The organism is Halanaerobium congolense, from assembly GCF_004366375.1.
Classification (GTDB): Bacteria; Bacillota; Halanaerobiia; order Halanaerobiales; family Halanaerobiaceae; genus Halanaerobium; species Halanaerobium congolense.
In genome coordinates this window covers 25,873-39,048 of the sequence record NZ_SOEF01000018.1, presented here as the reverse complement: position 1 = coordinate 39,048, position 13,176 = coordinate 25,873, and the positions used below count along the sequence as shown (strand labels likewise).

The 13,176-nt window shown below is 32.9% G+C and carries 13 protein-coding genes, 1 tRNA gene and 1 other RNA gene; all 15 read left to right on the top strand.

Translation table 11 applies throughout. The features are described 5' to 3' along the window. Positions 1-59: 59 nt before the first annotated feature. The 15 genes from deoC (at position 60) to C7954_RS07680 (ending at position 13,120) form a co-directional block, all read left to right on the top strand. Complete coding sequence (gene deoC / locus C7954_RS07750) at positions 60-743, top strand: deoxyribose-phosphate aldolase (protein WP_073159180.1); 684 nt, start codon at positions 60-62, stop codon at positions 741-743. 16 nt (positions 744-759) lie between these two features. Then, positions 760-1,527 (top strand): DNA repair protein RecO, encoded by a 768-nt coding sequence (gene recO, locus C7954_RS07745; RefSeq protein WP_073159182.1) that lies wholly within the window; start codon positions 760-762, stop codon positions 1,525-1,527. 78 nt (positions 1,528-1,605) lie between these two features. Beyond that, on the top strand, positions 1,606-2,454 hold the full coding sequence (locus tag C7954_RS07740) for a glycine--tRNA ligase subunit alpha (protein WP_073159184.1): 849 nt from the start codon (positions 1,606-1,608) through the stop codon (positions 2,452-2,454). A 5-nt stretch (positions 2,455-2,459) separates the two neighbouring features. Then, positions 2,460-4,523 carry a glycine--tRNA ligase subunit beta gene (gene glyS, locus C7954_RS07735; protein WP_089722819.1) on the top strand — a complete coding sequence of 688 codons (2,064 nt, stop codon included), beginning with the start codon at positions 2,460-2,462 and terminating at the stop codon, positions 4,521-4,523. A gap of 23 nt (positions 4,524-4,546) precedes the next feature. Next, complete coding sequence (locus tag C7954_RS07730) at positions 4,547-5,353, top strand: pyruvate, water dikinase regulatory protein (RefSeq protein WP_134059327.1); 807 nt, start codon at positions 4,547-4,549, stop codon at positions 5,351-5,353. A gap of 11 nt (positions 5,354-5,364) precedes the next feature. Continuing rightward, a complete protein-coding gene (locus C7954_RS07725; RefSeq protein WP_089655242.1) occupies positions 5,365-6,375 on the top strand; it encodes a deoxyguanosinetriphosphate triphosphohydrolase in 1,011 nt (336 codons plus the stop codon). 145 nt (positions 6,376-6,520) lie between these two features. After that, entirely contained in the window at positions 6,521-8,323 is a 1,803-nt protein-coding gene (gene dnaG / locus C7954_RS07720; protein ID WP_420841479.1) for a DNA primase, read from the top strand. 16 nt (positions 8,324-8,339) lie between these two features. After that, positions 8,340-9,410 carry an RNA polymerase sigma factor RpoD gene (gene rpoD / locus C7954_RS07715; protein WP_200769805.1) on the top strand — a complete coding sequence of 357 codons (1,071 nt, stop codon included), beginning with the start codon at positions 8,340-8,342 and terminating at the stop codon, positions 9,408-9,410. A gap of 149 nt (positions 9,411-9,559) precedes the next feature. After that, positions 9,560-9,636: transfer RNA gene (locus C7954_RS07710), tRNA-Ile, on the top strand. A gap of 102 nt (positions 9,637-9,738) precedes the next feature. After that, positions 9,739-10,854, top strand: coding sequence for a Nif3-like dinuclear metal center hexameric protein (locus C7954_RS07705; RefSeq protein ID WP_134059321.1), 1,116 nt, complete (start codon positions 9,739-9,741; stop codon positions 10,852-10,854). 83 nt (positions 10,855-10,937) lie between these two features. Then, positions 10,938-11,273, top strand: an RNA gene (rnpB, locus tag C7954_RS07700) — RNase P RNA component class A. A 48-nt stretch (positions 11,274-11,321) separates the two neighbouring features. After that, complete coding sequence (locus C7954_RS07695) at positions 11,322-11,531, top strand: hypothetical protein (RefSeq protein ID WP_073159198.1); 210 nt, start codon at positions 11,322-11,324, stop codon at positions 11,529-11,531. Beyond that, positions 11,524-11,733, top strand: coding sequence for a hypothetical protein (locus C7954_RS07690; protein ID WP_073159200.1), 210 nt, complete (start codon positions 11,524-11,526; stop codon positions 11,731-11,733). Before C7954_RS07695 ends, C7954_RS07690 begins: the two co-directional genes overlap by 8 nt. A 204-nt stretch (positions 11,734-11,937) precedes the next feature. Continuing rightward, entirely contained in the window at positions 11,938-12,291 is a 354-nt protein-coding gene (locus tag C7954_RS07685; protein ID WP_089655248.1) for a helix-turn-helix domain-containing protein, read from the top strand. Between the two features lie 64 nt (positions 12,292-12,355). Continuing rightward, positions 12,356-13,120: a YebC/PmpR family DNA-binding transcriptional regulator gene (locus C7954_RS07680; protein WP_073159203.1), complete on the top strand. Its 765-nt coding sequence runs from the start codon at positions 12,356-12,358 to the stop codon at positions 13,118-13,120. Positions 13,121-13,176 lie beyond the last annotated feature (56 nt).

The following is a 13,176-nucleotide window of genomic DNA, read 5'->3' as shown; positions in this document are numbered from 1 at the left end:
TTGTAGAATAATAATATTGATAAAGCAAAAATACAAGAATTTAAGGAGTGGTTTTTAAAATGGCGATCAAACCTCGTGATATGGCTAAAATGATTGACCATACAAATTTAAGTCCGACAGCAACTGTGGATGATATTAAAAAGTTATGTAAGGAAGCAAAAAAACATGAATTTGCTTCAGTATGTGTAAATCCAATATATGTTCCTTTAGCTGCAAAATTATTAGAAAAAAGTTCAGTTAAGGTTTGTACAGTAGTTGGTTTTCCTTTAGGAGCAAACACAACAGAAGTTAAGTCTTATGAGACCAGAAATGCTATTAAAAATGGTGCTCAAGAGATTGATATGGTAATGAATATTGGTGCTTTTAAATCAGGTGCCTATGAGATTTTTAAGGCTGACATCAAGTCTGTTGTAGATGCTACCAAAAAAGCAGGTGTTAGTTCTGATATTATTGTAAAGGTTATCTTAGAAACCTGTTTCTTAGATGAAGAAGAAATTGTTAAGGCCTGTGAAATTGCTAAAGATGCTGGGGTAGACTTTGTCAAAACTTCTACCGGATTTGGTGATTATGGAGCTAGAGTTGAAGATGTTAGCATTATGCGTAAAACAGTTGGTAGAGATGTTGGAGTTAAGGCATCTGGTGGCATTAAAAACTTTGAGCAAGCTTTAGAAATGCTTGATGCAGGAGCAAATAGAATTGGTGCAAGTTCCGGTGTTACAATTGTAACAGATGGTGAGGAATAATTGGGAGTTGAATTAAGTGGCAACTTTTGAGACAGAAGCATTAGTCTTAAAACAATTTGATTTAGGTGAGTCAGATCGTCTTATTACTTTATATACCAGAGAAAAGGGTAAGCTAAAGGCGGTAGCTAAAGGGGCCCGGAAAGGGAATAAATCTCGTTCCGGACTTGTACTGCCTTTTAGTTACCACAATTTTATTTTATATCAGGGAAAATCACTGGCCAAAATAAATCATATTGAGTCTATTGCAATGAATTCTAAACTAAGAGAAGACTTAGACTATATGGCTTATGCCAGTGTTGTTTCTGAATATATAGAACGGGCCGGGCTGGAAGAAGAAGCTGATCAGGCTCTTTTTTCGCTTTTAGCTGTTATTTTAGAAAAGATGGCCCAGGCTCAAAAAGAAGAACTATTATTTTATTTAACTGTTTTTAAAGCAAAGCTGTTACTTCTCTTAGGAGTAAAGCCAGAAATTGAAAACTGTACTGTTTGCGGAGACAAGGTAAATCTAAATAACTCAACTCCTCTCAGTGTAGAAGAGGGTGGTTCAATTTGTAAGAATTGTTTTAAGAATAATTCATACAAATTCACTTTATTTTCATTAAATGAGATGAGGGCTTTATATAAAATAACCTTTGCTGAGATTTCTCAGTTAAAAGCCGATCAATTTGGAGTGCAGATACTGGAAAAAATTAATGAAGTTACAGAGAAATTTTTAATATATCATCTTGACTTAAAACCTAAATCTTTATCTTTTCTTTATACAATAAGGAAAATGAATAATTAATAAGTTTTAGCCTTGTCCCTGGGATAAGGTTTTATTTTAGTAAAAGCATTTAAAAAGAGTACGAGAGGAAGTGTATTTATGAATTTCCAGAAAATTATATTTTCGTTGGATAAATTTTGGAGTGATCAGGGATGTGTAATTGAACAGCCATATGATATTGAGGTGGGAGCAGGAACAATGAGTCCTTCTACATTCTTGCGTTCATTAGGAGGAGAAGCTTGGAATACAGCTTATGTACAGCCCTGCCGCCGTCCTACAGATGGTCGTTATGGAGATAATCCATATCGTTTACAGCGATATTTCCAATATCAGGTAATTATGAAACCATCACCAGATGATATTCAGGAAATCTATTTAGACAGTTTAAGAGCATTAGGTATTAAACCCGAAAAACATGATATTCGTTTTGTTGAAGATAACTGGGAATCACCAACCCTTGGTGCCTGGGGTTTAGGTTGGGAAGTTTGGCTTGATGGTATGGAAATTACTCAGTTTACATACTTTCAGCAGGTAGGTGGTTTTAAGGCTGATCCGGTGACAGTAGAAATCACTTATGGATTAGAAAGAATAGCAATGTATTTACAAGAAGTAGAAAATGTATATGATCTATGCTGGGTTGAAGGGGTTAAGTATCGAGATATTTATCATCAAAATGAAGTTGAACAGTCAAAATATAATTTTGAAGTAGCAGATATTGACCGCTTATTCCAGATGTTTGATATTTATGAAGCAGAAGCTGAAAATTCACTGGCGGCAGGATTATCACTGGCTGCCTATGATTATACTTTAAAATGTTCACATACATTTAATCTTTTAGATGCAAGAGGAGCAATTAGTGTAACTGAAAGAACACGATTTATCAAGAGAGTTAGGAAACTGGCTCATGAATGTGCAGCCAGCTATTTAAACTCAGGAGATCAGGAGTGATAATGATGGCAAAAAATTTAATTTTTGAAATTGGAACTGAAGAAATGCCTGCTGCTTCAATGCAGAGATTCAGAAAAGATTATTTAAAAACAGCAGAGGCAGTTTTTGACAATAATAATTTAGAGTATCAAATGATGAATGTTTACTCTACTCCCAGAAGATTGGTTCTGGCTGTTGATTCTTTAGCTGAAAAGCAGGACGATAACAAAGAAATTGTAAGAGGCCCAGCTGTTAACATAGCTTTTGATGATGATGGACAGCCAACTAAAGCTGGAGAAGGTTTTGCTCGTGGTCAGGGAGTAGATGTGTCAGATCTGGTGAAAAAAGATGGATATTTATATGCTGAAAAAATTGAAAAAGGTAAGCCGACATCAGATATTTTAGCTGATGTTTTAAAGAAAATTGTGGACCAGGTTCCTTTACCAAAAGCTATGCGTTGGGGTAGTGTAAAGATGGAGTTTATTAGACCTATAAAATGGCTGCTGCTTTTATTTGGTGAAGAAGAACTCGATTTAGAAATAGCAGGAGTAGAAAGTTCTAATTACAGTATTGGTCATCGGTTTTTAAGTGATGGCAAAATAAAAGTTAATGCTGCTGAGGCTTATTTAGATTCTTTAGAAGAAGCTGCGATAATTGTGAAACAGGAAAAAAGAAAAAAATTAATTAAAGATCAGATTTCTAAATTAGATCTAGCTGGTGAAGCTGTTATAAAAGATTCTTTGCTAGCAGAAGTAATTGATTTAATTGAATTTCCCACAGCTTTTAAAGGAAGCTTCTCAGAAGAATATTTGGAGCTGCCAGCCGAAGTTTTAATAACTGCTATGGAAAAACATCAGCGTTATTTTCCAGTTATGAGCTCTGATAACACCTTAGAAGCTGAATTTATTGGTGTCCGTGATGGCGGGACTGATTATCTTGATGAAGTTATTTCTGGAAATGAAATGGTTTTAAAAGGAAGACTAGATGATGCTCAATTTTTCTTTGCTGAAGATCAAAAATATGGATTTTTAAATAGAACTGAGGATATTAAAGATATAGTTTTTCAAAAAGATATAGGTAGTGTTTATCAAAAGGTGCAAAAATTACAAAAAATAACTGCTGAAATTGCTGAGATTTTAGACTTTGATTCAGCTAGAAAAAAAATGGCTGTTAGAGCGGCAGAACTATGCAAAAATGATTTAGCTACAGAAATGGTAAATGAATTTGCAAACCTTCAGGGCTTAATGGGTAAAGAATATGCTCTTTTAGAGGGTGAAGCTGAAGAAACTGCTCAAGCAATTTTTGAACATTATTTACCACGTTTTGCAGGTGATAAATTACCAGAGACTAAGAGTGGAACTGCTTTAGCTTTGGCAGAAAAACTATTTAATCTAAGCAGTCATTTTTTACTCGGAAATATTCCTAGTGGTTCACAGGATCCATTTGCTCTTAGAAGACAGGCAACCGGTCTGCTGAGAATTGTTTTAGATAATAAATTAAAGATTAATATTGAGCAGGTTATTAAATCTACAATGGAAATTGTAGAAATTAATTTGAAAAATTTAGATACAGCAGTTTTTGAATTAAAAGAATTTATCAAACAGCGTCTTGAAAATTTACTTGCAGAAGAAAGTGTTCGTTACGATATAATTAATGCAGTTATTAATGTTAATGACCAAAATCTGCTTGATGTTTATCAAAGAGCACACAAATTAATGGAGTTTAGATCAGATAATTCAGATTTATTTGTTGATTTGATAAGAGGTCTGGTTCGGGCTAAAAACATCAGTGACAAGGCAGAAAATAAATTAGAAGTTGAGGCAGGATTATTAGTAGAAGATGAAGAAAAAGAATTATATGAGGCTGTTAATCAACGAGCAGGTAAAATCAAAGAGTTTTTCGCCTCAGATCAGTATCAGCAGGGATTTTATCTTTTAGTAGAATTAAAAGAATTTGTTGATGCTTTCTTAGACAGTGTAATGGTTATGGTTGATGATCAAAAATTAAAAAATAACCGCTTGGCTTTATTGAGCTGGATAGCTGGATTAATGGTAGAGGTTATGGATATTGAAGAAATAGCCTTAGACTAAAATAATTAAACGGGGTGAGTATTGTGAGTAAGGATCAGATAGTTGCTTATATTATTTCAGATTGCACTGGTAAGACAGCTAAAAATTTAATGGAGTCTACTGCTGGACAGTTCCCAAATTGTGAAGTGGAAATGAAAACATTCGCTTTTGTACGATCAATTGAAAAAATTACTGAGGTATTAAAACAGGCTAAAGAAGAAAATGCAATTATTGCCTATACTTTTGTTAAAAGTAACATGAGAAAGCATTTAAATCAATTGGCTGAAAGCTATGGTTTGAAATATGTTGATATGATGGAAAAACCTTTAGGAATTGTTTCTGAAAGATTAGATACTGCCCCAAAAGAAGAATTTGCACTTAAATACCAGTTAGATGATGCATACTTTAAAAGAATTGAAGCTATGGAATTTACACTTCAATTTGATGATTTAAATGAGTCAAAAGGATATGAAGAAGCTGATATAGTTTTAGTTGGAGTTTCCAGAACTTCTAAAACTCCTCTTTCTGTTCATTTATCTTATCTTGGCTATAAAACTGCAAATGTACCCCTGGTACCAGAGGTTGATGTTCACCCAGCTGTTTTAGAAAACAAAGATAATAAAGTGGTTGGTTTAACAATTGATCCTAAATTATTAAATGATATCCGTATTGAAAGATTAAAAAAAATGGGACTTGGAGATGATGCAACTTATGCAGCTAAAGAGAGAATTGACGAAGAATTTAAATATGCTGATTCAATCATGAAAGAAATTGGTTGTCCGGTTATAGATGTAACAGATAAAAACATTGAGGAAACTGCTGTAGAAGTACTTTCGTATTTTGAAGATTAGGAGCTGATATTATGTTTTCCAGAGTAGAGCAGTTGGAATGGGAGAAAGAGAAACTTTCACCTGCTGCTTGTTTAAGTTCTGAAAGTAAGGGACGATTAAAAAAAGAAGATAATTGTGATATCCGAACTATTTTTCAGCATGATAGAGATAGAATTATTCACTCTAAAGCTTTCAGGAGGTTAAAGCATAAAACACAGGTCTTTATAGCACCTGAGGGAGATCATTATCGAACTAGACTAACTCATACTCTGGAAGTATCACAAATTGCACGAACTATTGCCCGGGCTCTAAAATTGAATGAAGATTTAGTTGAAGCTATTGCCTTAGGGCATGATCTTGGACATACACCCTTTGGTCATGCCGGTGAGGCAGCTTTAACTGAAATTACCGGGGAAGAGTTTAATCACAATATTCAGAGCTTAAGAGTTGTAGATCTTATTGAAAAACGGAGCAGCGGCAGCAGAGGCCTAAATTTAAGCTTAGAAGTTAGAGATGGTATTTTAAATCATACAGGTCCTGATGAACCAATTACTTTAGAAGGTCAAATTGTTAGAATAGCAGATCGAGTGGCATACATTAATCATGATATTGATGATGCACTAAGAGCTGGTATTATTAAGCAGTCTGATTTACCAGCTGATTCAATTGATATTCTTGGTGAAACTCATTCCCAAAGAATAGATGTAATGGTTAGAGATTTAATTAATACAAGCTGGGAGCCGTCAGAGATAAAGCGTTCAGCTGAGGTTGAATATGCAACAGAAAAATTAAGAGATTTTCTCTTTGAGAATGTTTACATTGGTTCAGAAGGTAAAAGTGAGGAAGGTAAGGCTAAAAGGCTGTTGAAACTTTTATATGAATTTTTTATGGAGAATATAGATAATATTCCAGATGAATACTTGGAATTTGAAAAAAATCATAAACAGGCTGTAATTGATTATATTGCAGGGATGACTGACCGCTATGCAATTAATCTAGGTCGGAAATTTTTTATACCAACTCCCTGGTTCGATAACAACTAAAAAATAATTAACATGAACTTATAATTTTACTTTATTAAATAAATGCAGGATAAAACTTGTTTTTAGAGAAATATAATTACAACAGTATTTGCTTTAATTATTATTTATTGCTAAAATAATATTTTGAAATAAGATTAAGGTCAGGGTGGATAAATTGACCAGATATTCAGATGAGTTTATAGATGAATTAAAAGAGAATGTTGATATTGTTGATTTGATTTCAGATTACTTGGAGTTGAAAAAAACAGGAAATAGATATAAAGGTTTATGCCCTTTTCACAGTGAAAAAACTCCTTCATTTTTTGTTAATCCAGATAATAACTTTTATCACTGTTTTGGCTGTGGAGCGGGGGGAGATCCCATTAATTTTGTGATGGAAATAGAAAACTTAACCTTTATAGAATCGGTTAAAATGCTTGCTGAAAGATCTGGTATGGAATTGCCAGATATGACTAATCAGCAGCGCCAGGTTTATAAAGAGCGAGAGGAACTTTTTTCTTTAAATAAACTGGCTGCTCGTTTTTATAATTATCTTTTGACTGAGACAAATATGGGTGAGAAAGCACTCAAATATTTGAATGATAGAGGATTTACTAAAAAGGATATTAATAAATTTAACCTTGGTTATGCAGCTGACGAATGGCAGCTTTTATTGAATTTTTTAAAGAAAAAAAACTTCAGTCTGCATTTAATAAAAAAGGCTGGTTTAATCAGTGAAGGAAAAAACAATTCCTATTATGATAAATTTAGGAATAGAGTTATGTTTCCTATATTCAATAATAGAGGCGAAGTAATAGCATTTGGTGGGAGAATATTAGAAAGCGAAGATAATTATGGACCTAAATATTTAAATTCTCCTGAAACTAAAATTTTCAGTAAAAAGAAAAATTTATATGGTTTACATTTGGCAAAAGATTCAATCAGAAAAGCAAACAGCTGTATTATTATGGAAGGTTATACTGATGTAATCCAGGCACACAAAAATGGATTTGAAAATTCTATAGCTTCTTTAGGTACGGCTTTTACAGAAGAACAGGCAAAATTAATTAAGAGGTATGCAGAAAATGCCTATATCGCCTATGATGCTGATACAGCAGGCAATAAAGCTACTCTTAGAGGTTTAGATATTTTAAATGAGCTTGGAATTAACGTTAAGGTTATTGAACTTGAAGAAGGTAGTGATCCAGATCAGCTTTTAAAACAGGAAGGTCCAAATGTTTTTAATGATTATCTTGAAAAGGCAGTTAGTTTAATAGATTTTAAAATAAATATGATTGTGAAGGATAAGAATCTTTCAGAACCAGGAAGCAGAAAAAAAATTTTAAGATCAATTATTGAACTTTTAAGTGAAGTTGAAGATGATTTGGAAAGGGAAATATATATCGAAAGAGCTGCTCTTAAAACAAATTTCAAAGAAAATGTTCTTGCTCAAGAAGTTGAAAAAGAATTTAAGAAAAACAGGAATAATAAAAGTAATAGGGAAAATAAAAATAGACAAAAAGAAAAAAAATTTGACTTATACTCACAATTATCATATTATCAAAAAGTTGAAGAAGAAATACTTGCTCATTTTATCAGTAATCCATCTTTGAGAGAAGAATTAGCTAATAGAATATCTAAAAATGATTTTAATGGCAGAACTGCTCAATTGGCAGAACATTTATTTACTGGTCCAGTGATAAGTAACTCTATTCGTTTTGAAAAAGTTAAAGAGGGCTTGGAAGAAGAACTTTTATCTTACTGGTCAGAAATTTTGGTTAAACAGGATAATTCTTTAAATAGAGATAGAATTTTAGAACTTGCTGATTATTTAAGTTCAAAAAGGGTTGCTAAAAACAAAGAAAAATTATGTAGATTACTCAGCAAAAAAGAATTAAGTTTAGATAAATTGAATCGAATTTTATTAACGTTTTATAGTCTGAATTATAATATTGAAAGGAGGGACTAAAGTGGCTGAAAAAGAAATGAGTCCTGCTAAAATAGATGAAGTTAAGGGTCTTGTAAGTCGGGGAAAAAAAGAGGGCGAACTAACTTATGAAGAAATTATGGATGCCCTTGAAGACATTGATTTAGATTCTGAAGATATAGAAAAAATATATGATATTTTTAGTGAAATGAATATAGAAGTAGTAAACTCTAAATTAGAAGATAATAGTGAAGATGAAGATGATGATAGTGGTCTTGATCTCAGTGTTCCTAAAGGTGTAGGTATAGATGATCCAGTAAGAATGTATTTAAAAGAAATTGGTAAAGTTGATCTATTAACTGCAGCCGAAGAAGTTGAGCTTGCTAAACGAATAGAACAGGGTGATGAGTGGGCTAAACAGCAGTTAGTAGAAGCAAATTTAAGACTTGTAGTGAGTATTGCTAAAAAGTATGTTGGTCGCGGAATGCTTTTTCTTGATTTAATTCAAGAAGGTAATATGGGACTAATGAAGGCAGTAGAAAAGTTTGATTATACTAAAGGATACAAGTTTAGCACCTATGCTACCTGGTGGATTAGACAGGCTATAACTCGTTCTATCGCTGATCAAGCTAGAACAATACGAGTGCCTGTTCATATGGTGGAGACTATTAATAAACTGATCAGAGTTTCCAGGCAACTACTGCAAGAAAAAGGTAGAGAACCAAAAGCTGAAGAGATTGGTGAGGAAATGGATATTTCTGCTGAAAAGGTAAGAGAAATTATGAAAATTGCTCAGGAACCTGTTTCTTTAGAAACACCAATTGGAGAGGAAGAAGACAGTCACCTTGGTGATTTTATTGAAGATGTAGATTCTCCTGCACCTGCTTCTGCAGCTTCTTATATTCTGCTTAAAGAACAGCTAGATGGAGTTTTGGACACTCTTACTGACAGGGAAAAGAGAGTACTGGAACTTCGATTTGGAATAGAAGATGGACGGCCAAGAACTTTAGAAGAAGTAGGAAAAGAATTTGGAGTGACCAGAGAAAGAATCAGACAGATTGAGGCTAAAGCACTGCGCAAGTTAAGACATCCAAGCCGCAGTAAAAAATTAAAGGATTATCTAGAATAATAAAGAAAAACTTTGCATTTTTTAGAAATGAAGAGTTATTTCTAAATTATTGATATTATAAGCTGCAAAAAAATACAAATAGTTCTTGACCTAATCCGATTTATATCATATAATTATTTTTGTCGTCACAAATTAATTAAATTTGTAGAGGGCCCATAGCTCAGTTGGTCAGAGCAACCGGCTCATAACCGGTTGGTCCCAGGTTCGAATCCTGGTGGGCCCACCAGAATATTAACACCCTGTTCTTAATCAGAGCAGGGTTTTTTATTTATAATCAATAAATGTTCATGAAAAATAAATACTTATAAAATAAGGGGGCTTTATTATTATGGTTAAAGCAGCAGAAATTATACAGTTAATGGGAAGAATTGCTCCAAGAGAGCTGGCAGAAGACTGGGATAATGTTGGCTTACAAGTTGGAGATATTAACCAGGAAGTAAAAAATGTTTTGATAGCACTTGATTTTAATCAAGCAGTTTTAAATGAGGCATTAGAAAAAAATTGTCAATTGATTATTACTCACCACCCTTTTATTTTCAATGGTATAAAATCAATTAATACTCAAAATGAAACTGGAAAATTAATTTTTGATCTAATAAAAAATGACATTATCTTATTTTCTGCACATACTAACTTAGATGTTGCTGAAGGTGGATTAAATGATTATTTAATTAACAAATTAGATGTTGAAAATATTTCTTTATTGAAAACTACTAAAAGCAAAAATTATCATAAACTGGTAACATTTATTCCTGAAAATGATTTACGAAAAGTGAGAGATGCTGTTTATGCAAAAAGGGCTGGAGAGTATAAAAATTACAGCCACAGCGGCTTTTATCAGGAAGGAACTGGCAATTTCAAACCCTTAGAAAAGGCTGAACCTCATTTGGGAAAAAAGGGTGTTTTAAATGAGGTAAATGAGTACCGTTTTGAAGTAATTGTTGCAGATAATAAATTAGATCAGGTAGTTAAAGAACTTTTAAAAGTTCATCCTTATGAGGAGCCTGCCTGGGACTTATATGAGCTGGAAAATTTAAAAACTGAAAAAGGAATTGGTAGAATAGCTGATTTGAAAGCTGAAATTGAATTACAGCCATTTTTAAATGAGGTAAAAGAGGTATATGATTTAGATGTTATAAAAGTAGTAAAATCCAAAAACAAACTTAAAAGAATTGCTCTCTGCAGTGGTAGTGGGGCAGATTTTATTAAAGATGCCTATTATCAGGGAGCTGACTTGTATTTGACAGGAGATGTTAAATATCACGAAGCACAGATAGCAGAAGAATTGGGAATTAATTTGGTTGATTTTGGTCATTATGGGAGCGAAAAGTTTGTAAGAGAGTTATTAGTTGAGAGGTTAAAAAATGAAGCTTCTACTAAATTATTAAAAACGATTAACTTCTATAAATCAGAGCTTAAGACCAGACCTTGGGATTATCAGTAGTCACTATTATTCTAGTGTTTTTAACTTGAGTGAAATGCTTGACATATTATAAAACTGGTGGTATACTTTATATGGTAAAAAAATAAGTTAACCAGATGATCGCATCATTAATGATGAGGAAAGTCCGAGCTCCACAGGATAGGATGCCGGGTAACGCCCGGTGGAGGTAACTCCCAGGCTAGTGCCACAGAAATATACCGCCTTATTTAATTAAGGTAAGGGTGAAAAGGTAAGGTAAGAGCTTACCGGGTTTCAGGTAACTGGAATGCCAGGTAAACCCCATCTGGAGTAAGTCCAAATAGGGAGATGTAAGAGTGATCCGCTTTTCTCCGGGTAAGGACGCTTGAGAGTTCAGGTAACTGTTCTCCTAGATAGATGATCATTTAATACAGAACTCGGCTTATAGGTTAACTTATTTTTTTATTATATTTTTAATTTTTATAAAAATCAAACAAAGGGGTGTTGAGATGGAGAAAGCAGTAATAAATGCAATAGACTATATTGATGAGGCAGTAAACAAATCAGAGCAATTAACTAACTACTCTCCTGAAATTAGTAGTAAAGTATTAGACAATAGGATAATAACACTCGAAGGCTATATAAGGTACATAGAAAGGGAAACGATACCCGTGCTTGAAAATCTGCTAGAAATGCTTGAGGAGGCTAATGATGGTTGATCAGATATATTATAAGGTACAGTACCCGTTAAAAAAAGCAATCGATGTTATGAAAGAATTAGATGATTTAGATCTTAATATTTTAAAAAAAGATTTGAACAATTATGATCAGAAAAAAATTAATAACTTTTTAAATAGTTGGAATAATGGCGGCAGAGATAAAATAATTTCCCTAATAAATGACTTAAGATCTCAGCAGTAAGAATTTCAAACCATAGCTATTGGCTGTGGTTTTTAATATTTAAAGCTGCTAAAACTCTTAATAGACTATAGTTATTATTAATTGCTAATAACGCTAAAAAAAATACTTAAATATAACAATAATACTTATATTATCGCTTATAATACCTATATTCTCTTTAAAAATCCCTGTTTAAACTCTAAGATATAGTTAGAGGTGAAGTAAATGCAAACAGAGGATTTAGGCAAAAAAATTAAAAAATATCGAATAGTCCAGGATTTAACTCAAGAAGGTCTTGGAGAAAAAGCGGGTCTGCATTATACTTACATAGGACAAGTGGAAAGAGGAGAAAAAGAACCGTCTCTTAAAGCTTTAAACAAAATTGCTGAAGCTTTAGAGATAGGCGTAGATAAGCTGTTAATAAATTACAATCTGAGTTCTGGTGTCACTATTCAGATTTCAAATATAACTGATTTGCTTTTAGATCGCAGTCAACAAGAGTTAGAGATGATCTATACCCTACTTGAAAATTTAATTGAGATTATTGATACCCAGGCTAATATTGAAAAAAAGGAATAATTATGGTACAATAAACTGCAAACTGATTTTTAAGATTGTAATTTGATTTAAGGAGGGTTATTATATGGCCGGACATTCTAAGTGGGCTAATATAAAGCATAAAAAACAAAAGGAAGACAAAAGACGAGGTAAGCTGTTTTCAAAATTAAGTCGTAAAATTGCAGTTGCTGCTAGAGAAGGTGGCGGTGATCCTGAGATGAATTCAGATCTCAGAATGGCTATTCAAAAGGCTAAAGATAATAATATGCCTAATGATAATATTGAAAGAGCAATTAAACGCGGAACTGGTAATTTAGAAGGTATAAGTTACGAATCCTTTGTTTATGAAGGATATGGTCCGGGTGGGGTTGCATTATATTTAGATATTATGACTGATAATAGAAATAGGACTGCTTCAGAGGTGCGCCATATTCTCGATAAAAATGGTGGTAATCTGGGTTCTAATGGCTGTGTAGCCTGGATGTTTCAGCGAAAAGGGGAATTGGTAATTGATTTAAATGAATTTGAAGTTGGTGAAGAAGATCTTTTATTAGAAGCTTTAGAAGCTGGGGCAGAAGATTTAGAATATGGTGCAGAGGAAGCAGTAGTTTATACTGATCCTTCCAATTATGAATCAGCTCGTGAAGCTTTAGAAGAAGCTGGTTATGAATTTGAATCTGCTGATTTAGCTATGGTTCCAGATAATGAAGTTACTCTGGATAAAAGTGATGCAAAAAAGATGTTGAGATTAATGGACCAGTTAGAAGATCATGATGACATTCAAGATGTTTATTCTAATTTTAATATACCAGAAGATATTAGAGACGAAATTGAAGCAGAAGAAGATTAATTAATATTTTAATTTAATTTTAACAATTTTGTTATAAAATAAATTTAGATTTTAAT